A 25266-nucleotide genomic window follows, 5' to 3' on the forward strand; every position below is an offset into this window, starting at 1 on the left:
AGCATGGCAAGCCTTTCCATTCGCGACGTCTACAAGACCTACCCGAACGGGGTGCCCGTCCTCAAGGGCGTCAACATCGACATCGAAGACGGCCAGTTCCTGATTCTGGTCGGCGGCTCGGGCTGCGGGAAGTCGACGCTGCTCAACATGATCGCGGGTCTCGAAACCGTGACCAAGGGCGAGATCATGATGGACGGCAAGGTGGTGAACAACCTCTCGCCGAAGGATCGCGATATCGCGATGGTGTTCCAGTCGTACGCGCTCTATCCGTCGATGACGGTGCGCGAGAACATCTCGTTCGGCCTGAACATCCGCAAGGTGCCGAAGGCCGAGCAGACCCAGATCGTCGACCGCGTGTCGAGCATGCTGCAGATCCAGCATCTGCTCGACCGCAAGCCGGGCCAGCTTTCGGGCGGCCAACGTCAGCGCGTCGCCATGGGCCGCGCACTGGCGCGCGATCCGATCATGTTCCTGTTCGACGAACCGCTTTCGAACCTCGACGCCAAGCTGCGTATCGAGATGCGTTCGGAAATCAAGCTGCTGCATCAGCGCGTGGGCAAGACCATCGTCTACGTGACGCACGACCAGATCGAGGCAATGACGCTCGGCGACCGCATCGCGGTCATGAAGGACGGCATCGTGCAGCAGTTCGGCGCGCCGCAGGACATCTACGACTCGCCGTCGAACCTGTTCGTCGCGGGCTTCATCGGCGCGCCGCCGATGAACTTCATCGAAGGCAAGCTGGTGGAGCAGGGTTCGGGCATCGGCATCGAGCTCGACACGGGCGTGGCGCGCAACGTGCTGAACCTGCCGTTCGACGCGAACAAGGTGCGCGGCCATATCGGCCAGAATGTGGTGCTGGGCCTGCGCCCCGAGCGCATCACCGACGCGCGCAGCTCGCACGACGGCCACGGCCACGAACTGCAGCGCCACGCGGTGCAGGTCGATGTGATCGAGCCGACCGGTCCGGACACGCTCGTGTTCGCGCAGGTCAACGGCAAGCGCATCGTGAGCCGCGTGCACCCGGGCGCGAATCCGCAGCCGCTCAACAACATGGATCTGCTGTTCGACGTTTCGAAGGCCGTGCTGTTCGACCCGAAGACGGAAGCACGTATCGCCTGATCTTCGTTCACCGGTTTGTCCGGCGCGATAAAAAAACCCCGTTCGCTGCGCAAGCAGCAACGGGGTTTTTTCGTATCGGCGCGACGATGACGGGTTCGGTCAGGGCGCGTGCGTATGATGCTGCCCGTGTCCGACCGGGTGCGGCTGCAACAGCACGAGCACGGCGCCCGCGCCGCCGTCGTGCGGCCGCGCCTGGCAGAACGCGATGACTTCTTCCTTCTGCACGAGCCACGCGCGCACCTTGCCCTTGAGCACGGGCTCCTTGCCGACGGAACCGAGGCCCTTGCCGTGGATCACGCGCACGCAGCGCAGCCCGCGCTTGCCCGCTTCACGGATGAAGTCCTGTAGCGCCTCGCGCGCTTGCTCGCGGCGCATGCCGTGCAGGTCGAGTTGCGCCTGCACGATCCACGTGCCGCGCCGCAGCTTCTTGACGACTTCCTCGCTCACGCCGGGGCGGTGATAGTAGAGCGAGTCGTCGGTGTCGAGAAACGCTTCCGGGTCGAATTCGTCGGAGATCGCTTCGTGCAGCACGGCCTGCTCGTCGAGCCGCGTTTGCAGCGGCAACGGCACGGGTGCTGCCCGGCGCGGCTGCGCGCGCGCGGGCTGCTTGAGCGGCGCGATCTGGCCGATCTCGCGGCGAAAGAGATCACTGTCGGCGGCGGCTTCGACACGCGCCGCCTGCGCGGCCACGCGTTCGCGCTCGCGCTGGCGGGTTTGCACCTTGAGCGCGTCGCGCAGGCTGCCGAGGCCGGCGAAGCCAGAAGCCGTCTTGCCTGGCGTGGCTTCTTCCGTTGCCGGAGCCGGCGTGGGCGCTGGAGCCTGGCGAGCCGGGGCGGGGCGCCTGGGCTCGCCCGGGTGGGGCACGTTCTTGGGCATGACGAAAAACGCTGGGTGAAGCCCGCTCGTCCGGCTCAGCGGTCGGCTTCGGCGCTCATCACGTGCGCCTGGCCCAGCTCGTTGACGGTCTCGAGGTAGCGCTGCGCGTCGAGTGCGGCCATACAGCCCGTACCCGCGCTCGTGATCGCCTGGCGATAGACGTGATCCTGCACGTCGCCGGCCGCGAACACGCCCGGCACGCTCGTGCCGGTAGCATTGCCGTTCAGGCCGCCGTTCGTGATGATGTAGCCGTTCTTCATCTCGAGCTGGCCTTCGAAGATGTCCGTGTTCGGCTTGTGGCCGATCGCAACGAACAGACCCTGCAGGTCGAGCTCGGTGGTCTCGCCCGTCTTCACGTTCTTGATGCGCAGGCCGTTTACGCCGCCTTCGTTGCCCTTGACTTCGTCGAGCACGTGGTCCCACTTGATGTCGACCACGCCTTCCTTTTCCTTTTCCAGCAGGCGGTCGATCAGGATCGGCTCGGCGCGGAACTTGTCGCGGCGGTGAATGACCGTGACCTTCTTCGCGATGCCCGAGAGGTAGAGCGCTTCTTCGACGGCCGTGTTGCCGCCGCCGATCACGGCGACGTGCTGGTTGCGGTAGAAGAAGCCGTCGCAGGTCGCGCACGCCGAGACGCCGCGGCCCATGTACAGCTCTTCGCTCGGCAGGCCGAGGTATTGCGCCGACGCGCCGGTCGCGATGATGAGCGAGTCACAGGTGTACTCGGCCGAATCGCCGATCAGGCGGATGGGCTTTTCGTCGAGCCTGGCCGTATGGATGTGATCGAACACGATTTCCGTATTGAAGCGTTCGGCATGCTCGAGGAAACGCTGCATCAGTTCGGGGCCTTGCACGCCGTTCGGGTCTGCGGGCCAGTTTTCGACGTCGGTCGTCGTCATGAGCTGGCCGCCTTGGGCCAGGCCGGTGACGAGCAGCGGCGACAGGTTCGCGCGCGCCGCATAGACGGCGGCCGTGTAGCCGGCGGGGCCGGAACCGAGAATCAGGACTTTGGCGTGTTTGGTTGCAGACATGATCGAATTCCGTAGAAAGACGCTGCGTGGCGCGTAAGGTCGGGCGCCCGGCGAGGGCCGCCCGGCATTGCGGCGGGGCTCACGCATGTAATTGGGCATCAGCCGGCAATTATAAAGGCGGGGGACGTTCGCCGCTCGATGAAGCTTCCTCATCGGCGCGATAGCCTGGGCGTCGCGGGCGGGGCGCGCAGTGCGGATCGGCGGGTGCGGCGCGGCCGGATGTCGCTTTGTGGCGCGCCCGCAGCGTTGTCAGTTACCGTCATTTACAGCGAGGGGCCGCCGGGGCCGAAACAACGCGTTTACAATAGGCCCGATCGGACGACGGCGGCCGCGCCCGTCTGCCCGGGGTTTCGGGCATACGGAAGGACTGGCGGACCGCAAACGCATCAAGAATCAGCCCAGGATTCAATGGCCAAAGCTCCCTTTTCCGCGCAGGCGCAGGCATTGCCTCACCGCATGTCGCGCCTTTTCACCGAAATTCGCTGGATTCTGCAGGTCGCGCTAGGCGTATTCCTGCTGATGGCGCTCATCAGTTACAGCCGCCACGACCCGAGCTGGACGCACGCGGCCCAGGTCGATCACATCTCGAACTGGGCGGGGCGCGTCGGCGCGCGCGTCTCGGACATCCTGCTGCTGCTGTTCGGCCTGTCCGCCTACTGGTGGATCGTGCTGCTCGGGCGCCTCATCTCGGCAAACTACCAGCGCATCACGCGCCACGAAGCGATTGCCGACGATGACGAGGACAAGCCGCGCGACATCAGCTGGGTCGCCGAAGCCTTGTCGTTCGTGCTCGTCATGCTGTCGAGCTGCGGCATCGAAGCGCTGCGCATGTGGTCGCTCAAGGTGCAACTGCCCCAGACGCCCGGCGGCGTGGTGGGCGGCGCGGTGGCGCGCGGCGTTTCACACGCGCTCGGCTTCACGGGCGGTACGCTCGCGCTGCTGCTCGGGCTCGCGATCGGTCTTTCGCTCTACTTCCGCTTTTCGTGGCTTTCGGTCGCCGAAAAGGTCGGCGAATACATCATCAACGCCGTGACCATGGCGAGGCTGCGCCGCGAGGCGGGCCGCGACCGCAAGCTCGGCGAAGCGGCGGCCGTCAAGCGCGAAGGCAAGGTCGAGCGTGGCCGCGTGAAGATCGAGGAACACGAGCCGGTTACGATCGTGCCGCCGGTGGTCACGCCGCAGCGCTCCGAGCGCGTCGAGAAAGAGCGTCAGGTGCCGCTCTTCAAGGATCTGCCGGGCGATTCCACATTGCCGGCGATCTCGCTGCTCGACCCGGCTTCGGCCACCCAGGAAACCATCTCCGACGACACGCTCGAATTCACCTCGCGCCTGATCGAGAAGAAGCTCAAGGACTTCGGCGTGGACGTCGCCGTGGTGGCCGCGTATCCGGGCCCGGTCGTCACGCGCTACGAGATCGAGCCGGCCACGGGCGTGAAGGGCAGCCAGATCGTGGGCCTCGCGAAGGATCTCGCGCGTTCGCTCTCGCTCGTCTCGATCCGTGTGGTGGAAACGATTCCGGGCAAGAATTTCATGGCGCTGGAACTGCCGAACCAGCGCCGCCAGACTGTGCGTCTTTCGGAAATCCTCGGCTCGGCGGTCTATTCCGACGCGCCTTCGGCGCTCACCATGGGCCTTGGCAAGGACATCGGCGGCAAGCCGGTATGCGCCGATCTCGCGAAGATGCCTCACCTGCTCGTGGCCGGCACGACCGGCTCGGGCAAGTCGGTGGGGATCAACGCGATGATCCTCTCGCTCCTTTACAAGGCGAGCGCCGAGCAGGTCCGCATGATCCTGATCGATCCGAAGATGCTCGAAATGAGCGTCTACGAGGGCATTCCGCATCTGCTCTGCCCGGTCGTGACCGACATGCGTCAGGCCGGCAACGCGCTGAACTGGACCGTGGCCGAGATGGAGCGCCGCTACAAGCTCATGAGCAAGCTGGGCGTGCGCAATCTCGCCGGCTACAACAACAAGATCGAAGAGGCGAACAAGCGCGAGGAGAAGATCCCGAACCCGTTCAGCCTCACGCCTGACGATCCGGAACCGTGCCAGAAGCTGCCGCATATCGTGGTCGTGATCGACGAACTCGCCGACCTCATGATGGTGGTCGGCAAGAAGGTCGAAGAGCTGATCGCACGTATCGCGCAGAAGGCGCGCGCCGCCGGCATCCACCTGATTCTCGCGACGCAGCGGCCTTCGGTGGACGTCATCACCGGCCTCATCAAGGCCAACGTGCCGACGCGCATTGCGTTCCAGGTCTCCTCGAAGATCGACTCGCGCACGATTCTCGACCAGATGGGCGCCGAGTCGCTGCTGGGCATGGGCGACATGCTCTACCTGCCGCCGGGCACGGGTCTGCCCGTGCGCGTGCACGGCGCGTTCGTCGCCGACGACGAGGTGCACCGCGTCGTCGAGAAGCTCAAGGAGCAGGGCGAGCCGAACTATATCGAGGGCATTCTCGAAGGCGGGGTGGGCGGCGAAGGCGACGAGGGCACCGCTGCGGGAACCAGCGGCACTGGCGACGAGTCCGATCCACTGTATGACCAGGCCGTCGAAGTGGTCATCAAGAATCGCCGCGCGTCGATTTCGCTCGTGCAGCGGCACTTGCGCATCGGCTACAACCGCGCGGCGCGGCTGCTCGAACAGATGGAGCAGTCCGGGCTCGTTTCGGCGATGTCGTCGAGCGGCAACCGCGAGATCCTCGTGCCCAACCGCGGCGACGCCGAATAAGCCATGCCAGGCCGCCGCGCGCCTTGGCAACGGCCCGGCAGCGGCTGCGGCAACCCGACGGCCAAAGACACACCTCTTGGAGAACGATAGATGCAGTATCCGGCTGGACTACCGACCCGCTTTGCGCGCGCCGCGCGCCGCGCGCTCTTCGCTGCGCTTGGCGCGTCGGTCCTGATGGTCTCGCAGGCGTATGCGAGCGGCACCGATCAACTGAAGCAGTTCGTCTCACAGGTCCATTCCGCGCGCGGCAGTTTCGTGCAGCGGGAACTCAAGGCGCCCTCGGGCGCGAAGAACGCCAGCGACGCCATTGCCACGGCCACGATGAACGCCAAGACTTCGAGCGGCACATTCGTGTTCGCGCGGCCCGGCAAGTTCATCTGGTCGTATGAGAAGCCGTATCAGCAGGTGCTGCAGTCGGACGGCGACAACCTCTACGTCTATGACAAGGACCTGAACCAGGTGACCGAGCGCAAGCTCGGCGGCGCGCTCGGCGCGAGCCCGGCGGCGATCCTGTTCGGCAGCAACGATCTCGACAAGAACTTCACGCTCTCCGACGCGGGCGTGAAGAACGGCATCGACTGGCTGGAGCTGATTCCGAAGTCGAAGGACACGCAGTTCAAGAGCGTGGGCATCGGCTTTCGCGACGGCAACCTCGAAGCCATGGAGCTGCACGACGTGTTCGGCAACGTGACGCTGCTCACGTTCTCCAACATCGAGAAGAACCCGACGCTGCCGGCTTCGACCTTCAAGTTCGTGCGGCCGCCAGGCGCCGATCTGATCACGGGCGGCTCGAACTAAAGCCGTTCACCTCACGCACCACGTAAAAACGGGCGGCTCTTTGCAGGCCGCCCGTTTTTCTTTGTGCGCAGCGGTTTGTCAGGCCGTGAAGCGGATCACGCCGTCCGCGCCGGTCGTGCGCGTGACTTTGCCTTCGAGCCACAGCAGGTTCAGGTGCGCGAGCGCCTCGCCCATCGCGAAAGTCATCTGGTGGATGTCGAGCTCGCGCTTGAACATCATCGGCACGATGTCGGCGGCGCTTTGCGGCGCTCGCCCGCACGCTTCGATCACTTCGGCAAGACGCGCGTCATGGTGCGCGCGCAACTGCGCGATGCGCATGCGCACGCCGCGAAACGGCTTGCCGTGCGAGGGCAGCACGAGCGTGTTCTCGGGCAGCGTTTCGTAGCGGCCGAGCGATTCGAGGTAGAGGCCGAGCGGATTGCCTTCCGGCTCCATGTCGAACACGGAGACGTTGGTCGAGATGCGCGGCAGCACCATATCGCCGGAGATCAGCACGCCGGTTGCTTCGCAGAACAGCGCGCAATGCTCGGGCGAGTGGCCGTAGCCTGTGATGACGCGCCAGTCGCGGCCGCCGATCGCCACCGTATCGGCTTCGCGCAGGCGGCGGTACTGCGTGGGGAGCGCTGGCACGAGGCTGCCGTAGTAGCCGCGGCGGTTGCGCAGCTTGTCGAGCGAGGCTTCGTCCTTAAGCCCGTGACGCGCGAAATGACGCGCGGCGCCTTCGCCGCCCGCGTTCGAGCCGTCGCCGGCCGCCATCACGCGGGCCTGCATGTATTCGCCGAGCGTGGTCCACAGGCGCACGTCCCAGCGCGCTTTGTCCCCGCCCGCGCAAATCCAGTGTGCAAGGCCGATATGGTCGGGGTGGCAATGCGTGACGAGCACGCGCAGCACCGGCAGGCCTTCCAGCTGATTCTCGAACACGGCTTCCCAGCGGGCCTTGATGGTGTCGTTGGTGATGCCGCAGTCCACCACAGTCCAGCCTTGCTGGCCGTCGATCTCGTCGCGCAGCAGCCAGAGGTTGATGTGGTCGAGCGCGAACGGCAGCGGCATGCGCAGCCATTTCACGCCGGGCGCGACGTCGAAGGCGAGGCCGGGCTCCGGCAGGGTGTCGGCGTAGGGATAGTCGAGCTGGTGTTCGAGGGCGTTCATTGGGGGTGTCTTCTCCTGTCGACCAGAGTTAGCGCTTACTCTGGTCCCATGTAAAACGGTCGACCAGAGTTAGCGCTTGAGCACCGACTCCGGCCCCATGCAAAGCGCGTCTTGCGCGTCGCTCCTGCCGGTTGCGTAACCGCGTACTTGACGATAACGTAAACGTCGATTCTATCGTCCCGCGCGCTGTCGTGCAGACAACAGCCGGGCCAGCCGCCTTTTGCACACCATGACAACCCAGTACACGATTACCGAACTCGCCCGGGAATTCGACGTAACGCCGCGCGCGATCCGTTTCTACGAGGACCAGGGCCTTCTGGCACCCAGCCGGGAAGGCGCGGGTGGCCTGAAGCGCGTCTTTTCGGGGCGCGATCGCACGCGGCTGAAGCTGACGCTGCGCGGCAAGCGCCTCGGCTTCACGCTCTCGGAGATCCGCACGCTGCTCGACCTCTACGAGTCGCCGACCGACACGCTCCCGCAACTCCAGGCGTTCCTCGACACCGTGGTGCATCACCGCGAGATACTCGAGCGCCAGCGCGCGGACCTCGACGCGACGCTCGAAGACCTCGCGCAGTACGAGTCCCAGGCGCGCGCGCTGCTCGACAGGAATGTGGCGCACGAAAGCGACGCTCCCGCCGTCGCTCGCGCGAAACCCTGACGCCCGCGCAACGGGCATGGCCGCCATGAAACACTTCCCGAAACTGCTTTCTTCGCAGATCGGCTTCGATGTCGCGCAGACCATGCTCGACGGCTTCAACCGTCACTACCACAACTTCTGCGACGCGGCGGCGAGGGCGCGGACGTTCTTCGAGGCCGCCGACTGGCGCGCCCTGCAGCAGCTTGCGCGCGAGCGCATCGCCTCTTACGACGATCGCGTGAAGGAATGCGTGGTCGCGCTCGAAGACGAATACGGTGCCGAGAGCATCGACGACGAGGTGTGGCAGCAGATCAAGCTGCACTACATCGGCCTGCTCACGACGCACCGGCAGCCCGAATGCGCGGAGACGTTCTTCAACTCCGTGTGCTGCAAGATCCTGCATCGCTCGTACTTCAACAACGATTTCATCTTCGTGCGGCCCGCCATCTCGACCGAATACATCGAGAACGACGAGCCCGCCGCGAAGCCCACTTACCGCGCGTACTATCCGGGCAAGGACGGCGTCGCGGCGACGCTCGAGCGCATCGTCACGAACTTCCAGCTGCAGACGCCGTTCGAGGATCTCGGGCGCGACGTCGACTGCATCATGCAGACGATGCTCGACACCTTTGGTGTGGTCGAGCCCAAGCCGAACTTCCAGATTCACGTGCTGTCGTCGCTGTTTTTCCGGCACAAAGGCGCGTATATCGTCGGGCGCATCATCAACGGCGATCTGCTCGCGCCGTTCGTCGTGCCGATCCGTCATGTGGAGTCGGGCAAGCTTGCACTGGACACGGTGCTGCTGCGCACGGAGCAGCTGCTCATCCTCTTCAGCTTCTCGCACTCGTACTTTCTGGTGGACATGGAAGTGCCGTCTGCCTATGTCGAGTTTCTGCGCACCATCATGCCGCGCAAGGCCAAGGGCGAAATCTACACGTCGCTCGGGTTGCAGAAGCAGGGCAAGAACCTGTTCTATCGCGACTTGCTGCACCACCTCTCGCATTCGAGCGACCTGTTCATCGTCGCGCCCGGCATCCGCGGCATGGTGATGATCGTGTTCACGCTGCCCTCGTATCCGTATGTGTTCAAGGTCATCAAGGACAGCTTTCCCGCGCCGAAAGAGACTACGCGCGAGCAGGTCGAAGCGAAGTATCAGCTCGTGAAGCGCCACGACCGGCTTGGGCGCCTTGCCGACACGCTGGAATATTCGAGCGTGGCGCTGCCCATCGCGCGGCTCGACCACGCGCTCGTGCGTGAGCTGCAGACGCTGGCGCCCTCGATGCTCGAGTACGAGGGCGATAACCTCGTGATCCGTCACGTCTACATCGAGCGGCGCATGGTGCCGCTCAATCTCTATCTGCAGAACGGCAGCGACGCGGAAGTCGAGCATGGCATTCGCGAATACGGCAACGCGATCAAGGACCTGCTGCGCGCGAACATCTTTCCGGGCGACATGCTCTACAAGAATTTCGGCGTGACGCGCAACGGCCGCGTGGTGTTTTACGACTACGACGAGATCGAATATCTCACCGACTGCAACGTGCGCGCCGTGCCGCCGCCGCGTAATGAGGAAGACGAACTATCGGGCGAGCCATGGTACCCGGTCGGCCCGCGCGACATCTTTCCGGAGACGTACGGCACATTTTTGCTCGGCGATCCGCGCGTGAAGCGCGCATTTCTCGCCCATCACGCGGACTTCTTCGAGCCCGGGCTCTGGCAGGAAAGCCGCGCGAGGCTCATCGCGGGCGAAGTGCCGGACTGCTTTCCCTACGACGCATCGATTCGTTTTAGCGTGTGTTACCCAGAACGTTTCGGGCGTGAAGACGCGCCGGTCGCGCGCGTTGCCTGAACGCGCGTGCGGCCAACAGCGAATGCAAACGGATTCATCAAGGAGCACAAACATGAGTGAGACGCAAAAGCAGGACGCCATCGTGATCGTTTCGGCGGCGCGCACGCCGATGGCGGGCTTTCAGGGTGATTTCGCGACGCTCACCGCGCCGCAGCTTGGCGCGGCCGCGATCGCGGCGGCCGTCGAGCGCGCCGGGTTGAAGCCCGAACAGGTCGACGAGGTCGTGATGGGCTGCGTGCTGCCCGCGGGGCAGGGCCAGGCGCCCGCGCGCCAGGCGGCGCTCGGCGCGGGGCTGCCGCTCGCAGCGGGCGCCACGACCGTCAACAAGATGTGCGGCTCGGGCATGCGCGCGGCGATGTTCGCGCACGACATGCTGCTGGCGGGCTCGGCCGATGTGATCGTCGCGGGCGGCATGGAGAGCATGTCGAACGCGCCTTATCTGCTGCCGAAGGCGCGCTCCGGCATGCGCATGGGCCACGGCCAGGTGCTCGACCACATGTTCCTCGACGGCCTCGAAGACGCCTATGACAAGGGCCGCCTCATGGGCACGTTCGCGGAAGAATGCGCGGGCGAGTACGACTTCTCGCGCGAGCGCCAGGACGCGTTCGCGATCGAGTCGCTCAAGCGCGCGAAACGCGCCAACGAGGACGGCTCGTTCGCATGGGAGATCGCGCCGGTGAAGGTGGCCTCGCGCGCAGGCGAAACGACCATCGAACGCGACGAGCAGCCGTTCAAGGCCAATCTCGACAAGATCCCGACGCTCAAGCCCGCGTTCAGCAAAACCGGCACGGTGACGGCGGCGAATTCGTCGTCGATTTCGGACGGCGCGGCGGCGCTCGTGATGATGCGCGAATCGACGGCGAAGCAACTCGGCCTCAAGCCGCTCGCACGCGTGACGGGCCATTCGACCTTTGCGCAGCAGCCCGCGAAGTTCACGACGGCGCCGGTGGGTGCGATCAGGAAGCTGTTCGAGAAGACCGGCTGGACGGCCGGCGACGTCGATCTTTACGAGATCAACGAGGCCTTTGCCGTGGTCACGATGGCCGCGATGAAGGAGCACGATCTGCCGCACGAGAAGGTCAACGTGAACGGCGGAGCGTGTGCGCTCGGTCACCCGATCGGCGCTTCGGGCGCACGCATTCTCGTGACGCTGATCGGCGCATTGCGCGCACGCGGCGGCAAACGCGGCGTGGCGACGTTGTGCATCGGCGGCGGAGAGGCCACGGCGATGGGCGTCGAACTGCTGTAGGCTGGCGCCAGACGAAGCGCGCCGCATTGCAAGGCGGGCGGCGCGCTGCAGCGGTTTCCATGCACGGACAAGCAAGGTGACGAGATGAAAACAGCGTTGATCGCGGGCGCGTCGCGGGGCCTGGGTTTCGAGTTCGCGCGGCAGTATGCGAAAGCCGGCTGGCGCGTGCTGGCCACGGCGCGTGGGCCCGAAGCGCTCGAAGCCCTGCGCGCAATCGGCGCGCAGACCTTCCAGCTCGACATCGCGCGGCCCGAGGAAATTGCTGCGCTCGGCTGGAAGCTCGACGGCGAACGGCTCGACGTGGCGCTCGTCGTCTGCGGCGTCTACGGCCCGCGCACCGAGGGCGTGGAGACCATCACGGCCGAAGACTTCGAATACGTGATGAACACCAACGTGCGCGGTCCGATGCAACTGATCCCCGTTCTGTTGCCGCTCGTCGACGACGCCCACGGCGTGCTCGGCGTGCTGTCGAGCCGCATGGGCAGCATTGCGGAGACCACGGGCACGACGGGCTGGCTCTATCGCGCGAGCAAGGCCGCGCTCAACGACGTGCTGAAGATCACCTCGCTGCAAACTCGCCGCGCCACCTGCGTCGCGCTGCATCCGGGCTGGGTGCGCACCGACATGGGCGGCGCGCACGCGGCGATCGACCCGGCGGTGAGCGTCGCCGGCATGCGCGAGGTGGTGGCCGAGGCGGCCGCCGCGCGCGACGTCTTCAATGGCCGCTTCTTCCAGTACGACGGCACCGAACTCGACTGGTAAAGCGCCGCCCGTCTGCGCTACGCTTGCGGCCTCTCGCAACGGAGCCTCGACCCATGAACGCTGAAACCGCGCGCGTTGTCTCGCCCGCCACCCGGCCCACCGATTGTCCTTGCGGCGGCGCTGCGCCCAACCAGAAGGCGGTCAGCAAGCCGCCGCGTTACGCGCAGTGCTGTGGCCGCTTCATCGACGCAGCGGCGATCCCCGCCACGGCGCTCGAACTGATGCGCTCGCGCTACACGGCCTACGTGCTGGGTGAAGAGGCGTATCTGCGCTCGACGTGGGCGTCAGAAACCTGTCCCGCCGATCTCGACGTCGATCCCGCAGCCGAAGGCGCCCCGCGCTGGCTGGGTCTCGCGGTGAAGCGCCACGAACAACGCGACGACGCGCACGCGATCGTCGAATTCGTCGCGCGCTACAAAACGGGCGGCCGCGCGTTCCGGCTGCACGAGACGAGCCGCTTTACGCGCGGCGACGACGGCCGCTGGCGTTATGTTGACGGCGACGTTTCGTCGGGCTAACGAATAACTGACTGCCGGCAATATTTTCCGCAGCGAATTCCCTCGCCGGTTCGCTAACGACGCCGAAATTGATGCCTTTGCAAACAGGCGCTTGCTGCAGAATCCCGCGGCTGTTGTCCGCGCGCGACGCTCACCACCCGGACCTTTTTTAAAACGCGCGCGTCCGGCGCGGGCCGAAAGTGCTTGTCCGCCTTGCCTCGTAGGGCCGCGCGAGGGTGGCATGCCTTATGCCGGGTTAGCCCTGAATTGCACAACAAATATTTGTCGTGCGAGTATCTAATCACGGTGCCCCGCACGATACGTAAGTGCATAGTGAAGAAGTTTTTTCACGTGATGCGTGTATCGACTGCAACGGGTGCTGGCGGCGGGTCTGATCGACGATAGAACTGCGCCGCGCAGGTGTTCCGATCGATGCAATTCCACGTTACGGGTACACGCCCGCTCCTGGCGTCGCGGCCAGGCGCAACGGTGTCTCGTTGTGCCCTGAAAGGGCTGAAGCGTGGGTAATGGTCGGACGGTTGTCGGATTCACAGCAGCAGGTCTTTTGCAGGTGGTGTAGCGCATGGCGTTCAGGAAGCTCCTTACCGGATGGGTCGTAGCCGGCACCGCGTGTGTGCTTTCGGTGGCTCACGCAGCGTCGCTTTCCGATCCGGCAAGTGCGAGCGCGAACGCGCAACTCGCCGCCAACACCCCGGCCACGCATTCCGCCAACGGCCCCCAATCCAGCCTCGCAGGCGGTCCCCTCGGCAGCGCCAACGTGCCGCGCATCGCGCTCGACGACGCGTATCTGCCCGTCGTGCCCGCCAGCATGAACGAGCAGGTGATCCGCGTTCCCGTCGATGCATCGGGTGACGTCACGCTCGAAACCACGATTTACCGCCCGAACGGCCCCGGCCCGTTCCCGATGGTGATCTTCAACCACGGCAAGATTCCCGGCGACCCGCACCTCCAGTCACGCAGCGACCCGCTCTCGTTCGCGCGCGAATTCGTGCGCCGCGGCTACGTCGTCGTCGCGCCGAACCGCCAGGGCTTCGCGGAGTCAGGTGGCTCGTATCAGCAGGACGGCTGCGATGTCGCGAACAACGGCCTCGGCCAGGCGGCCGATGTTGCCTCGACCATCGCGTACATGTCGAAGCAGCCTTATGTCGACGCGAGCCAGATCATCGTCGCGGGCACCTCGCACGGCGGCCTTGCCACCATGGCCTATGGCACCGAGGCGGCCAACGGCGTGCGCGCACTCATCAACTTCTCGGGCGGCCTGCGCCAGGACGCCTGCACGGGTTGGCAGAACAACCTGACGCAGGCATTCGGCGACTACGGCGGCAAGGCCCGCGTGGCCTCGCTCTGGCTCTACGGCGACAACGACTCGGTCTGGTCGCCCGATCTCGTCGCGAAGATGTTCGCCGCTTACCGCGACGCGCAGACGGGTGAGGATCACCCGGCCGCGACGGCCAAGCTCGTGGACTTCGGCGCCTACAAGAACGACGCGCATCGCCTCGTGGGCGATCGCGACGGCGTGAAGATCTGGTGGCCCACGGTCGAGGCGTTCCTCGCCAACCGCGGCCTGCCGACGGCGGTGCAGTATCGCGTGGCCACGCCGGTCGCGCCGCGCGGCACCGGCTTCGCGCAGATCGACTCGGTCGGCGCGGTGCCGTTCGTCGATCAGGCGGGCCGCGACGGTTATCGCAACTTCCTCAAGCAGTATCCGAGCCGCGCCTTCGCGGTGTCCGACTCCGGCGCGTGGTCGTGGGCCGAAGGCGGCGACAATCCGATGGCCGTGGCGATCTCGAACTGTGAAAAGCACAGCGCCGATCCTTGCCGCCTCTATGCCGTCAACAACACGGTGGTCTGGAACAACGGCGGCACGCAGACCGCCCAGACCGACGAGAGCGACACCACGCGCGCCACGGCGGACAACACCGCCAACGACAGCGACCACCCGCTGGCGAGCCGGTAAGGACCGCTGCCCGGCGAGCGCCGGGCTCACACTCTCCATCGCGTTTGAAGCTTGCGGCCCCAGAGCGGGCCGCTTTGCTTTTGCGCGGCCCATTGCCTCGCACGCAACCCGTTGTGCCGCCCACTATCGGCTGACTTTCGCGCGCCTGCGCCGGCGGACGCGTCGCCAAAAATATCCGCCGTGCCGTCCTGCGTTCTGCAATTTCGCACCGCCGCGCAGATTTTTTTGCGTAAGGCGGGTTCACTTTGCCGTCGTCATCTCCGCGCATTTCTGGTCTTTCTTTTCCATCGGTCCGGAGTTGTCCCGAACGGCGCGAAACGCCGCACCGCCGTGCGTTGGAGGGCGATTTCCGGGGTAGTGCATTGCGGCAGCTAACACGTTAATCTCGGTCCCGCTGTCGTATCGGGAGTCGTATTTGAATTCGCAATCTCACATTGCCCGCGAAGATCGCGCCGCGACCGATTGGGTCGCTCGCAGCCTGCGCGCCGTGTGGCACCCTTGCACCCAGATGAAACATCACGAGCGCCTGCCGCTCGTGGCCGTCGCACGGGGCGAAGGCCCGTGGCTGCATGACCGCGAGGGCCGCCGTTACCTGGACGCGATCAGTTCGTGGTGGGTGAACCTCTTCGGCCACGCCAACGCCTCGATCAATGCCGCGCTCAAGGCGCAACTCGACACGCTCGAGCACGTCATGCTCGCGGGCTGCACGCACGAGCCCGCCGTGGAGCTCGCCGAGCGGCTGTCGGCGCGCACGGGCGGCGTGCTCGGCCACGCGTTCTTCGCTTCCGACGGCGCGTCGGCCGTCGAAATCGCGCTCAAGATGAGCTTTCATTCGTGGCGCAACCGCGGCGAGAGCGGCAAGCGTGAATTCGTCTGCCTTGCCAACAGCTATCACGGCGAGACCATCGGCGCGCTCGGCGTGACCGATGTGAAGCTCTTCAGGGATGCGTACGATCCGTTGCTGCATCACGCGCATGTGGTCGCTTCGCCCGACGCCCGCGCGGCGCAACCCGGCCAAACGGCGGCGGATGTCGCCGTGCGCGCGCTGGCCGATGTCGAGCGTCTTTTCATCGAGCGCGAGGGGCGCATCGCTGCGTTGATCGTCGAGCCGCTCGTGCAGTGCGCCGCCGGCATGGCGATGCACGATCCCGCGTATCTCAAGGGCCTGCGCGCGCTGTGCGACCGCCATCGCGTTCACCTGATCGCCGATGAAATCGCCGTCGGCTGTGGGCGCACCGGCACCTTCTTCGCGTGCGAGCAGGCCGACATCTGGCCCGATCTGCTCACGCTCTCGAAGGGCATCAGCGGCGGCTATCTGCCGCTTTCGATCGTGCTGTCGCGCGACGCGATCTACGAGTCGTTCTACGACGACGACACGACGCGCGGCTTCCTCCATTCGCATTCGTACACGGGCAATCCGCTCGCGTGCCGCGCCGCGCTCGCCACGCTCGATTTGTTCGAGCGCGATGACGTGCTGGTTGCGAACGCCCGCAAATCGGCGCATCTGCGCGAATTGTTCGATCCTCTCGCCGCGCATCCGCTCGTGCGCAACCTGCGCCAGTGCGGCACGATTCTCGCGTTCGACGTGGCGCTCGAAGACGCGCAGCGCGCGGCGACGTTTTCGCGCCGCTTCTTCGAAAACGCACTGCAGCGCGAACTGCTGCTGCGCCCGATCGGCACGACGGTCTACGTCATGCCGCCGTATATTCTGGACAACGAAATGCAGGCGTTCCTCGCTGCACGCACGCGCGAGACTTTCGACGCCACCGTCGCGGAGGACCTCTGACATGGCATTGCTCGATATCCTCGAACAGGGCTTGCGCGATATCGACGCGCACGGCCTGCGCCGCCGCCGCCGCACCGCCGACACGCCTTGCAGCGCCCATATGCAGGTGGACGGCCGCGCGACTATCGGTTTTGCCAGCAACGACTATCTCGGCCTCGCCGCGCACCCGCAACTGGTCGCGGCCATCGCTGAAGGCGCGCAGCGTTACGGCGCGGGCAGCGGCGGCTCGCATCTGCTCGGTGGCCACTCGCGCGCTCACGCCCAGCTCGAAGACGATCTCGCGGCATTCGCGGGCACCTTCGTCGCTGCGCCGCGCGCGCTGTACTTCAGCACCGGCTACATGGCCAACCTGGCCGTGCTCACGGCGCTCGCCGGGCGCGGCACGACGATCTTTTCCGATGCGCTCAACCACGCCTCGCTGATCGACGGCGCGCGGCTCTCGCGCGCCGACATCCAGATCTATCCGCATGCCGACATGGCGGCGCTCGCCGCGATGCTCGAAGCCTCCGACGCGAGCGCGAAGCTGATCGTGAGCGACACGGTGTTCAGCATGGACGGCGATGTCGCGCCGCTCGCGCGTCTCGTCGAACTCGCGCAACAGCATGGCGCGTGGCTCGTGGTCGACGACGCACATGGTTTCGGCGTACTGGGCCCGCAGGGCCGCGGCTCGCTCGCGCAAGCCGCGCTGCGCTCGGAGCATCTCGTGATGGTCGGCACACTCGGGAAGGCGGCGGGCGTGTCGGGCGCGTTTATTTGCGCGCATGGCACCGTGATCGAGTGGCTTGTGCAGCGTGCGCGTCCGTACATCTTCACCACGGCTTCGTCGCCGGCGGTTGCGCATGCGGTGTCCGCGAGCCTGCGTTTGATCGAAGGCGAGGAGGGCAATGCGCGCCGCGCGCATCTCAAGCATCTGATCGCGCGCACGCGTGCGCTGCTCAGCGATACCTGCTGGCAACCCGTCGATTCGCATACCGCCGTGCAGCCGCTCGTCATCGGCGCGAACGAGGCGACGCTCGCGCTGCAGGCCACGCTCGAGCGCGACGGCCTGTGGGTGCCCGCCATTCGTCCACCGACCGTGCCCGAGGGCACCTCGCGTCTGCGCATTTCGCTCTCCGCTGCGCATTCGGATGCCGACCTCGACCGGCTGAACGCATCGCTGCAACGCGCGAGCCTCGAAGCACGGGAGCTTGTGCAATGACGGTTTCGCTTTTCGTCACCGGCACCGATACCGAGATCGGCAAGACCTTCGTGAGCGCGGCGCTGCTGCGCGGCTTCGCCCGCGCGGGGCTGCGCGCCACGGCGCTCAAGCCGATCGCCGCGGGCGCTTACGAGCGCGACGGCGTGTGGCACAACGAGGACGCCGATCAGCTCGACGCCGCCGCGAGCGTGCTGCTGCCGCCCGAGATCCGCACGCCGTTCCTGCTCAAGGAGCCCGCCGCGCCGCACATCGCCGCCGCGCTCGAAGGCGTGACGCTCGATATGGCGCGCATCGTCGATTGCTACGAGGCGGCCTGCGAGCGCGCGGATGCCGTCGTCGTGGAAGGCGTGGGCGGTTTTCGCGTGCCTCTTACGCCGACCGAAGACACCGCCGATCTCGCCGTCGCGCTCGGTCTGCCCGTCGTGCTCGTGGTGGGCATGCGCCTCGGCTGCATCAGCCACGCGCTGCTCACTGCCGAAGCGATTGCCGCGCGCGGATTGACGCTCGCGGGCTGGGTCGCGAACCGTATCGACCCGGCCATGACGTTCCCCGAGGAAAACATCGGCACGCTGCGCGAGCGCCTCGCCGCTCAGTACGGTGCGCCGCTCGTCGGCGTCGTGCCGCACATGCGCGGTGCGAGCGCCGACGACGCAGCCGGACATCTGAACATCGATGCGTTGCTCGCACGCCTGCGCGCCAACGCGTAATGCACTCAAGCACAGTCAAGCACAGTCACGTAAAGAAGGACCCGACACCATGACGCAAACCCACATCGACATCACAACGCTCAAGGCCACCGCGCCGAGCGCCCAGGCCGCCGCCGAAGCCGCCGCACGCTGGAAAGTCGCCGACGTCGCCGCACTCTACGAGTTGCCGTTCAACGACCTGATGTTCCGCGCGCAGCAGGTGCATCGCGAGCATTTCGATGCGAACTCCGTGCAGCTCTCCACGCTCCTCTCGATCAAGACCGGCGGCTGCGAGGAAGACTGCGCGTATTGCCCGCAATCGGCGCATCACGACACGGAACTGGAAGCCGGCAAGCTGATGGAAGTCGACGCCGTGCTGGACGCGGCGCGCGCGGCCAAGGCAAACGGCGCGACGCGCTTTTGCATGGGCGCGGCGTGGCGCAATCCGAAGGATCGCCACCTCGAACCGATCAAGGACATGATCCGCGGCGTGAAGGCGATGGGTCTCGAAACCTGCGTGACGCTCGGCATGCTCGAAGATCACCAGGCGAAGGCGTTGGCCGATGCGGGCCTCGACTACTACAACCATAACCTCGATACGTCGCCGGAGTTCTACGGCAAGATCATTTCGACGCGCACCTACGAGGACCGCCTCGAGACGCTCGAACGCGTGCGTGACGCGGGCATCAACGTGTGCTGCGGCGGCATCGTCGGCATGGGCGAGTCGCGCCGCGAACGCGCGGGCCTGATCGCCCAGCTCGCGAACATGGAGCCGTATCCGGAGTCGGTGCCCATCAACAATCTCGTGCAGGTCGCGGGCACGCCGCTCGAAGGCACGGAACCGATCGACCCGTTCGAATTCGTGCGCACGATCGCGGTGGCGCGCATCACGATGCCCAAGGCGATGGTGCGCCTCTCGGCGGGCCGCGAGCAGATGGACGACGCGCTCCAGGCACTGTGCTTCATGGCAGGCGCGAACTCGATTTTCTACGGCGACCAGCTGCTCACCACGAGCAACCCGCAGGCGCAAGCCGACCGCAAGCTGCTGCAGCGTCTGGGCATCACGGCGCAGGCCGCGCAGCATCTGCCCGCCGAAGACCACGCTCATCACGACCATCACGGCCACCACGGCCATGCGCACGGCGGCTGCGGCCATTGCGAGTGATGCTGCGCATGTCGCCAAAAGCAAAAACGCCAGGCTGCGAAGCCTGGCGTTTTTTATTGTCCAGCGAAAGTACGGCGCGTTACGCGTAAGCCGCGCGCCGGCGCCCCGCGAGCACGAGATAGCACAGCGCGCCGATCACGAGCGAAGGCAGCGTCGCGCCGAGGTTCGGCAGCCACTGGTTGAGCGCCTGATACGCGCCGAAACCGACCACCCACGCGACGAACGCGCTCACGTGCCAGCCGCCCGAATAGCCATAGGCGCCGTTCAGATCGGCGAGGGCCTGGGTGTCGATGCGGCGGCGGCGCACGATGAAGTGATCGGCGAGCACTACCCCGAAGAGCGGCGCGAACACCGAACCGATAAAGAGCAGGAAGTTCTCGTACTTCGCCATCGGCACGACGAGGCCGATCAGCGTGCACAGCGCGCCGAACGCCGCCGAGAGCCAGGGCACACTGGCGCGCGTCCAGAACGTGCCGGTCGAGACCGCGGCCGAGTGGATATCGGCGAAGGCATTGTCGATTTCGTCGATCAGCACGAGCAGCAGCGCGAAGCCGCCGCCGGCCTGCGCGAGCGCCGTGGTGAGGAGGGCGTCGCCGCCGCCCGCGGCGAGGCCGTAGATCGCGCCGAGCGCATAGAACCACAGGTTCGCGATGCCATAGCCGAACAGCGTGCCGCGGAAGGTTTCGCCCGCCTTGCGGCCGAACCGCGTGTAGTCGGCGATGAGCGGCAGCCACGAGAGCGGCATCGCCACCACGAGGTCGATGGCGCTGCCAAACGGCATTTCGCCCGTGCCGGGGCGGCGCATCAGCGCGCCCAGGTCCTGCTTCACGAGCAGGCTCCACGTGAGCCAGGCGGCGCCCGCGAGCAGCAGCCAGATGCCCCACGTGCGCAGGAAGCGCCGCACGAAGGAGAGCGGCCCGCTCACGGCGAGCAGCGTGGCGAGCACGCCGAAGATCACGGTCCAGACGAGCGGCATCGACAGGCCGAAGGCTTGTTTGGCGAGCGCATCGGCGGAATCGCGCATCACGATGATCTCGAACGAGCCCCAGCCCACGAGCTGCACCATGTTGATGACGGCCGGCACCGACACGCCACGAACGCCAAGCGTCGGGCGCAGCGACGACATGGCGGCGAGGCCCGTGTCCGTGCCGATCACGCCCGCGAGCGCGAGCAGCACGACGCCGATCACGCTGCCGATGACGATGGCCATGAGCGCGTGGGGCAGCGAGAGGCCCGGCACGAGCAGTGCGCCTGCCTGCGCGACGAGCAGGCCGATGCCGAGCGAAAACCATAGCGCGAAGGCGTCGCCGGTGCGGAACTGACGGCGCGCGTCGGGCACGGGCACATTCGGCGCGTAGGTGGAGCCGGTCTCGCCGGCGTGCGAATCTTGAGTCATGTGGAACGCTTTCCTCTGTATCGTCTGTTTTGTCTGTTTTGTCCGGGTGCGTCGGCTTCAGCAGCTCGGCCCGCGCTTCGCGCCGCGGCGCACGCTGTCATAATGCACGACTGCATCCGGTGCGGCGCGCCGTTTTGTGGAGCGGGGCGCTGTGTCCCCGAATCTGCCACCGAATTTGCCGCACATGTGCGGCCAGCCGGAAAGCCGTCATTATCGCGAAAACGTCATGTTTGAAGAAACCCGTGCCAACGTCCCGCTCGCCGAACGGCTGCGCCCGCGCTCCATCGACGAGGTCATCGGCCAGAAGCATCTGCTCGGGCCCAACAAGCCGCTGCGCGTCGCGTTCGAGTCCGGCGAAGCGCATTCGATGATTCTCTGGGGGCCGCCGGGCGTGGGCAAGACCACGCTCGCGCGCCTCATGGCCGATGCCTTCCACGCCGAATTCATTGCGCTCTCGGCGGTGCTTTCGGGCGTGAAGGACATCCGTGAGGCCGTGGAGCAGGCGCAGCTGCATCGTGCGCATGGCCACCAGACGCTCGTGTTCGTCGACGAGGTCCATCGTTTCAACAAGAGCCAGCAAGACGCCTTCCTGCCGCACGTGGAGTCGGGCCTCTTCGTGTTCGTCGGCGCGACGACGGAAAACCCGTCGTTCGAGGTGAACAGCGCACTGCTGTCCCGCGCCGCCGTGTACGTGCTCAAGAGCCTCGACGAGGAAGAGCAGGGCGAACTGCTCGCGCGCGCGAGCGAGGAACTGGGCGGCCTGACTTTCACGGATGAAGCGAAGAAGGCGTTGATCGGTTCCGCCGACGGCGACGGGCGCAAGCTCCTGAACAACCTCGAAATCGTCGCGCGCGCGGCCGCCCAGCAAAAGAAAACCGAGATCGACGGCGAATTGCTCGGCAGCGCGCTGGCGGAGAACCTGCGCCGCTTCGACAAGGGCGGCGACGCCTTCTACGACCAGATCAGCGCGCTGCACAAGTCGGTGCGCGGCAGCAATCCGGACGGCGCGCTCTACTGGTTCTGCCGCATGCTCGACGGCGGCGCGGACCCGCGCTATCTCGCGCGGCGCATCGTGCGCATGGCGTGGGAGGACATCGGCCTGGCCGACCCGCGCGCCGGGCGCATCACGCTCGATGCCGCTGAAACCTACGAGCGCCTCGGTTCGCCCGAAGGCGAACTCGCGCTCGCGCAGGCCGTGATCTATCTGGCCGTCGCGCCGAAGTCGAACGCGGGCTACAACGCCTATAACGAGGCGCGGCGCTTCGTGAGCAAGGACCAGTCGCGCGCGGTGCCCATCCATCTGCGCAATGCGCCGACCAAGCTGATGAAGGAGCTGGGCTACGGTCACGAATATCGCTACGCGCACGACGAACCCGACGCCTACGCAGCCGGCGAGACCTATCTGCCCGACGGCATGCGCGAGCCGCGCTGGTATCAGCCCACGCCGCGCGGGCTCGAGGGCAAGATCGGCGAAAAGCTCGCGCGCCTGGCCGACCTCGACGCGCACTGGCGCGAGGAGCACCGCGCGGACATCCGCGAGAGGAAGCGCAAGGGCTGAATCGCCCCAAACAACGGCGATGCCCGCCGCGCCGGGCTGCCCGGCCGGTGCGCTAAAATCGTCCCTTCACACAACGAAACTGCGTCTCACAATCCCATGCTCGACATCCAGCTGCTGCGCAAAGACCTCGAAGGCGTCGCGAAGCGCCTCGCCGACCGCGGCTACACCCTCGACGTCGCGGCCTTCTCCGCGCTCGAAGCGGAACGCCGCGCCATCCAGACCCGCACCGAAGAGCTCCAGGCGCGCCGCAACAGCCTGTCGAAGCAGATCGGCGCGATGAAAGGCCGTGGCGAGGACACCTCGGCGGTCATGGCCGAAGTGGGCGGCATCGGCGACGAGATGAAGACGTCGGCGGCCAAGCTCGACGAGATCCAGTCGAAGCTCTCGGACCTGCTGCTCGGCGTGCCGAACCTGCCGCACGAAAGCGTGCCCGCGGGCAAGGACGAGGCCGACAACGTGGAAGTGCGCCGCTGGGGCACGCCGCGCGCGTTCGACTTCGAGGTGAAGGATCACGTGGACGTCGGTACGCCGCTGGGTCTGGACTTCGAAACGGGCGCGAAGCTCTCGGGCGCGCGCTTCACGATGCTGCGCGGCCAGATCGCGCGCCTGCACCGCGCGCTCGCGCAGTTCATGATCGACACCCACACGCTCCACCACGGCTACACGGAAACGTACACGCCCTACATCGTCAACCCGGAAATTCTGTACGGCACGGGCCAGCTGCCCAAGTTCGCCGACGACATGTTCCGCGTGGAAAAGGGCGGCGGCGAAAACACGGTCACGCAGTACCTCATTTCGACCTCGGAAATCTCGCTCACGAACACCGTGCGCGAGAGCATCGTGGAAGGCAGCGCGCTGCCGATCAAGCTCACGGCGCATTCGCCGTGCTTCCGCTCGGAAGCGGGTTCGTATGGCCGCGACACGCGCGGCATGATCCGTCAGCACCAGTTCGACAAGGTCGAGATGGTGCAGATCGTTGCGCCCGAAACGTCGTACGACGCGCTCGAGCAGATGGTCGTCCACGCGGAAACCATCCTGCAGAAGCTCGGCCTGCCGTATCGCGTCATCACGCTGTGCACGGGCGACATGGGTTTCTCGGCCACCAAGACGTATGACCTCGAAGTGTGGCTGCCTGCGCAGAACACGTATCGCGAAATTTCGAGCTGCTCGAACACGGAAGCGTTCCAGGCGCGCCGCATGCAGGCGCGCTATCGCAACGCGCAGGGCAAGCCGGAACTCGTGCACACGCTCAACGGCTCGGGCCTCGCCGTCGGCCGCACGCTGGTTGCCGTGCTGGAGAACTATCAGGAAGCCGATGGCTCGGTCGCCGTGCCGGAGGTGCTGCGGCCGTATATGGGTGGCGTGGCGCGTCTCGAAGCCGGCGCCTGAGGCGCTGTCTCGCGCGCAGGACATGTGATTCCTTGCCCTCGAAACTTTTTTCCGATGAGGGCTTGCAGAAGTCAAAAAATGTTCTATAATCTTCGCTTCTCCGGTTGCCGACCAACACCGGGGAAGCAGTAAAGAGCCGTACACCGGAGAGGTGGCAGAGTGGTCGAATGTACCTGACTCGAAATCAGGCGTACGGTTTCCCCGTACCGTGGGTTCGAATCCCACCCTCTCCGCCAGATTCAGAAAACCCCTGCATGCTTAACCGCTGCAGGGGTTTTTGCTTTTCTGCTCGAGATCCGGCATGCAGGCCGGCGCGCGCATTCACTTGCACTTGGGGTCATGATCGGACTGCCAGCGCGCGATGTAAGATATTTCTCATTCTTGACGGCGGCTTTTGCTCGAACGATCGGAGATCTCTGAAAATTCTGCGTCCGGCGTCATCGGGATGACACAGATTGCTGCGGGTTGCTGCGCTGGCGACGCCGCAGCGCCGGTACAATCGCTCCTTTGAATTGCGGCGCAGGCTTCTCTGCCACCGCCGCGCCCACTCCGGTCCATCGATGCCTATCACCTACAAGTCTGCCGATGATCTCGCCCGCCTGCGCATTTCGGGCCGGCTCGCCGCCGACGTGCTCGCGATGATCGGCGAGCACGTGAAGCCGGGCGTCTCCACCGACGACCTCGACGCGATCTGCAGCGACTACATCGTCAACACGCTCAAGGCCGTGCCGGCCAATGTCGGCTACCTCGGCTTTCCGAAGACGATCTGCACGTCCGTCAATTCCGTGGTCTGCCACGGCATTCCGAATCGCGGCGAGGTGCTCAAGGACGGCGACATCATCAACATCGACGTGGCCGTGATCAAGGACGGCTATTTCGGGGACACGAGCCGCATGTACTGCGTCGGCACGCCGAGTTCGGTGGGCCGCCAGCTGATCGACACGACCTACGAGGCGATGCTCGCGGGCATCCGCCAGGTGAAGCCGGGGGCGACGCTCGGCGACGTCGGCAACGCCATCCAGAAGCGCGCCCAGGCGGACGGCTTCTCGATCGTGCGCGAGTACTGCGGCCACGGCATCGGCAAGGTCTACCACGAGGAACCGCAGGTGTTGCACTACGGCCAGCCGGGGCAGGGCGTGCGCCTGAAGCCGGGCATGGTCTTCACGATCGAGCCGATGGTCAACGCGGGCCGCGCCGGCACATCGGTGCAGCGCGACGGCTGGACGGTCGTCACGAAGGACCGCTCGCTTTCGGCGCAGTGGGAACACATGGTCGCGGTTACCGACGACGGCTACGAACTCCTCACGCCCTGGCCGGACGGCACAGGCGCCTACGAGGCCCCATGAGCGTGGCTGTGCGGCCTCTGGGGCCGTCTGTCAAGGCTCGCGCGCGGGGCGTCGCGTGCCGGCA

The 25266-nt window shown here is 66.0% G+C and carries 20 protein-coding genes and 1 tRNA gene; 17 read left to right on the forward strand and 4 right to left on the reverse strand.

What is annotated here, in order from left to right; genetic code table 11:
* Positions 1-3 precede the first annotated feature (3 nt).
* Positions 4-1122 carry an ABC transporter ATP-binding protein gene (locus AB3X99_RS01630; protein ID WP_069262714.1) on the forward strand — a complete coding sequence of 373 codons (1119 nt, stop codon included), beginning with the start codon at positions 4-6 and terminating at the stop codon, positions 1120-1122.
* Between the two features lie 99 nt (positions 1123-1221).
* Here AB3X99_RS01630 and AB3X99_RS01635 read toward each other — a convergent pair whose 3' ends face one another.
* On the reverse strand, positions 1222-1998 hold the full coding sequence (locus AB3X99_RS01635) for a Smr/MutS family protein (RefSeq protein ID WP_069262713.1): 777 nt from the start codon (positions 1996-1998) through the stop codon (positions 1222-1224).
* A gap of 35 nt (positions 1999-2033) precedes the next feature.
* Positions 2034-3029, reverse strand: a complete 996-nt coding sequence (trxB, locus tag AB3X99_RS01640; protein ID WP_342948530.1) for a thioredoxin-disulfide reductase — start codon at positions 3027-3029, stop codon at positions 2034-2036.
* 408 nt (positions 3030-3437) lie between these two features.
* Here trxB and AB3X99_RS01645 point away from each other — a divergent pair, with 408 nt between their 5' ends.
* A complete protein-coding gene (locus AB3X99_RS01645) occupies positions 3438-5759 on the forward strand; it encodes a DNA translocase FtsK (RefSeq protein ID WP_069262711.1) in 2322 nt (773 codons plus the stop codon).
* 90 nt (positions 5760-5849) lie between these two features.
* Complete coding sequence (gene lolA, locus AB3X99_RS01650) at positions 5850-6557, forward strand: outer membrane lipoprotein chaperone LolA (protein WP_368615972.1); 708 nt, start codon at positions 5850-5852, stop codon at positions 6555-6557.
* A gap of 78 nt (positions 6558-6635) precedes the next feature.
* Here lolA and AB3X99_RS01655 read toward each other — a convergent pair whose 3' ends face one another.
* On the reverse strand, positions 6636-7706 hold the full coding sequence (locus AB3X99_RS01655) for an MBL fold metallo-hydrolase (RefSeq protein WP_368615973.1): 1071 nt from the start codon (positions 7704-7706) through the stop codon (positions 6636-6638).
* 229 nt (positions 7707-7935) lie between these two features.
* Here AB3X99_RS01655 and AB3X99_RS01660 point away from each other — a divergent pair, with 229 nt between their 5' ends.
* The 10 genes from AB3X99_RS01660 (at position 7936) to bioB (ending at position 19513) form a co-directional block, all read left to right on the forward strand.
* Positions 7936-8364, forward strand: a complete 429-nt coding sequence (locus AB3X99_RS01660) for a MerR family DNA-binding transcriptional regulator (protein WP_368615974.1) — start codon at positions 7936-7938, stop codon at positions 8362-8364.
* Between the two features lie 25 nt (positions 8365-8389).
* Positions 8390-10192: a bifunctional isocitrate dehydrogenase kinase/phosphatase gene (gene aceK, locus AB3X99_RS01665; protein WP_368616246.1), complete on the forward strand. Its 1803-nt coding sequence runs from the start codon at positions 8390-8392 to the stop codon at positions 10190-10192.
* Positions 10193-10244: 52 nt separating this feature from the next.
* Entirely contained in the window at positions 10245-11441 is a 1197-nt protein-coding gene (locus tag AB3X99_RS01670) for an acetyl-CoA C-acetyltransferase (RefSeq protein ID WP_368615975.1), read from the forward strand.
* Positions 11442-11525: 84 nt separating this feature from the next.
* The gene (locus tag AB3X99_RS01675; RefSeq protein WP_368615976.1) at positions 11526-12203 is read left to right on the forward strand and encodes an SDR family oxidoreductase; all 678 of its coding nucleotides are present in this window, start codon (positions 11526-11528) and stop codon (positions 12201-12203) included.
* Positions 12204-12256: 53 nt separating this feature from the next.
* Positions 12257-12721 carry a YchJ family protein gene (locus tag AB3X99_RS01680; protein WP_368615977.1) on the forward strand — a complete coding sequence of 155 codons (465 nt, stop codon included), beginning with the start codon at positions 12257-12259 and terminating at the stop codon, positions 12719-12721.
* A 562-nt stretch (positions 12722-13283) separates the two neighbouring features.
* Entirely contained in the window at positions 13284-14678 is a 1395-nt protein-coding gene (locus AB3X99_RS01685) for a dienelactone hydrolase family protein (protein ID WP_368603998.1), read from the forward strand.
* 415 nt (positions 14679-15093) lie between these two features.
* Entirely contained in the window at positions 15094-16464 is a 1371-nt protein-coding gene (gene bioA / locus AB3X99_RS01690; RefSeq protein ID WP_368615978.1) for an adenosylmethionine--8-amino-7-oxononanoate transaminase, read from the forward strand.
* Between the two features lies 1 nt (position 16465).
* The gene (gene bioF / locus AB3X99_RS01695; protein ID WP_368615979.1) at positions 16466-17662 is read left to right on the forward strand and encodes an 8-amino-7-oxononanoate synthase; all 1197 of its coding nucleotides are present in this window, start codon (positions 16466-16468) and stop codon (positions 17660-17662) included.
* Positions 17659-18369 carry a dethiobiotin synthase gene (bioD, locus tag AB3X99_RS01700; protein WP_368603996.1) on the forward strand — a complete coding sequence of 237 codons (711 nt, stop codon included), beginning with the start codon at positions 17659-17661 and terminating at the stop codon, positions 18367-18369. Before bioF ends, bioD begins: the two co-directional genes overlap by 4 nt.
* Before the next feature lie 49 nt (positions 18370-18418).
* Positions 18419-19513 carry a biotin synthase BioB gene (gene bioB / locus AB3X99_RS01705; protein ID WP_368615980.1) on the forward strand — a complete coding sequence of 365 codons (1095 nt, stop codon included), beginning with the start codon at positions 18419-18421 and terminating at the stop codon, positions 19511-19513.
* A 79-nt stretch (positions 19514-19592) separates the two neighbouring features.
* Here bioB and cytX read toward each other — a convergent pair whose 3' ends face one another.
* Positions 19593-20909: a putative hydroxymethylpyrimidine transporter CytX gene (gene cytX, locus AB3X99_RS01710; RefSeq protein ID WP_069262700.1), complete on the reverse strand. Its 1317-nt coding sequence runs from the start codon at positions 20907-20909 to the stop codon at positions 19593-19595.
* Between the two features lie 226 nt (positions 20910-21135).
* On the opposite strand from cytX, the gene AB3X99_RS01715 reads away from it, so the two are divergent.
* From AB3X99_RS01715 to map, 4 genes are all read left to right on the forward strand, one after another.
* On the forward strand, positions 21136-22467 hold the full coding sequence (locus AB3X99_RS01715) for a replication-associated recombination protein A (RefSeq protein ID WP_342948541.1): 1332 nt from the start codon (positions 21136-21138) through the stop codon (positions 22465-22467).
* Positions 22468-22563: 96 nt separating this feature from the next.
* Positions 22564-23856, forward strand: a complete 1293-nt coding sequence (gene serS, locus AB3X99_RS01720) for a serine--tRNA ligase (RefSeq protein WP_368615981.1) — start codon at positions 22564-22566, stop codon at positions 23854-23856.
* A gap of 145 nt (positions 23857-24001) precedes the next feature.
* Positions 24002-24092: transfer RNA gene (locus tag AB3X99_RS01725), tRNA-Ser, on the forward strand.
* 324 nt (positions 24093-24416) lie between these two features.
* Positions 24417-25202 (forward strand): type I methionyl aminopeptidase, encoded by a 786-nt coding sequence (map, locus tag AB3X99_RS01730; RefSeq protein ID WP_368615982.1) that lies wholly within the window; start codon positions 24417-24419, stop codon positions 25200-25202.
* Positions 25203-25266: the final 64 nt, after the last annotated feature.

This window comes from Paraburkholderia sp. BR10882 (assembly GCF_040948855.1).
Taxonomy (GTDB): domain Bacteria; phylum Pseudomonadota; class Gammaproteobacteria; order Burkholderiales; family Burkholderiaceae; genus Paraburkholderia; species Paraburkholderia nodosa_A.

What these genes read in the sequence shown, in the direction of transcription:
- AB3X99_RS01645 (WP_069262711.1), top strand. Translation starts at nt 3,438, where the DNA reads ATGGCCAAAGCTCCCTTTTCCGCGCAGGCGCAGGCATTGCCTCACCGC.
- map (WP_368615982.1), top strand. Translation starts at nt 24,417, where the DNA reads ATGCCTATCACCTACAAGTCTGCCGATGATCTCGCCCGCCTGCGCATT.
- AB3X99_RS01660 (WP_368615974.1), top strand. Translation starts at nt 7,936, where the DNA reads ATGACAACCCAGTACACGATTACCGAACTCGCCCGGGAATTCGACGTA.
- AB3X99_RS01630 (WP_069262714.1), top strand. Translation starts at nt 4, where the DNA reads ATGGCAAGCCTTTCCATTCGCGACGTCTACAAGACCTACCCGAACGGG.
- AB3X99_RS01675 (WP_368615976.1), top strand. Translation starts at nt 11,526, where the DNA reads ATGAAAACAGCGTTGATCGCGGGCGCGTCGCGGGGCCTGGGTTTCGAG.
- AB3X99_RS01715 (WP_342948541.1), top strand. Translation starts at nt 21,136, where the DNA reads ATGTTTGAAGAAACCCGTGCCAACGTCCCGCTCGCCGAACGGCTGCGC.
- AB3X99_RS01685 (WP_368603998.1), top strand. Translation starts at nt 13,284, where the DNA reads ATGGCGTTCAGGAAGCTCCTTACCGGATGGGTCGTAGCCGGCACCGCG.
- bioD (WP_368603996.1), top strand. Translation starts at nt 17,659, where the DNA reads ATGACGGTTTCGCTTTTCGTCACCGGCACCGATACCGAGATCGGCAAG.
- AB3X99_RS01635 (WP_069262713.1), bottom strand. Translation starts at nt 1,998, where the DNA reads ATGCCCAAGAACGTGCCCCACCCGGGCGAGCCCAGGCGCCCCGCCCCG.
- cytX (WP_069262700.1), bottom strand. Translation starts at nt 20,909, where the DNA reads ATGACTCAAGATTCGCACGCCGGCGAGACCGGCTCCACCTACGCGCCG.
- serS (WP_368615981.1), top strand. Translation starts at nt 22,564, where the DNA reads ATGCTCGACATCCAGCTGCTGCGCAAAGACCTCGAAGGCGTCGCGAAG.
- bioF (WP_368615979.1), top strand. Translation starts at nt 16,466, where the DNA reads ATGGCATTGCTCGATATCCTCGAACAGGGCTTGCGCGATATCGACGCG.
- AB3X99_RS01680 (WP_368615977.1), top strand. Translation starts at nt 12,257, where the DNA reads ATGAACGCTGAAACCGCGCGCGTTGTCTCGCCCGCCACCCGGCCCACC.
- aceK (WP_368616246.1), top strand. Translation starts at nt 8,390, where the DNA reads ATGAAACACTTCCCGAAACTGCTTTCTTCGCAGATCGGCTTCGATGTC.
- AB3X99_RS01670 (WP_368615975.1), top strand. Translation starts at nt 10,245, where the DNA reads ATGAGTGAGACGCAAAAGCAGGACGCCATCGTGATCGTTTCGGCGGCG.
- bioB (WP_368615980.1), top strand. Translation starts at nt 18,419, where the DNA reads ATGACGCAAACCCACATCGACATCACAACGCTCAAGGCCACCGCGCCG.
- trxB (WP_342948530.1), bottom strand. Translation starts at nt 3,029, where the DNA reads ATGTCTGCAACCAAACACGCCAAAGTCCTGATTCTCGGTTCCGGCCCC.
- lolA (WP_368615972.1), top strand. Translation starts at nt 5,850, where the DNA reads ATGCAGTATCCGGCTGGACTACCGACCCGCTTTGCGCGCGCCGCGCGC.
- AB3X99_RS01655 (WP_368615973.1), bottom strand. Translation starts at nt 7,706, where the DNA reads ATGAACGCCCTCGAACACCAGCTCGACTATCCCTACGCCGACACCCTG.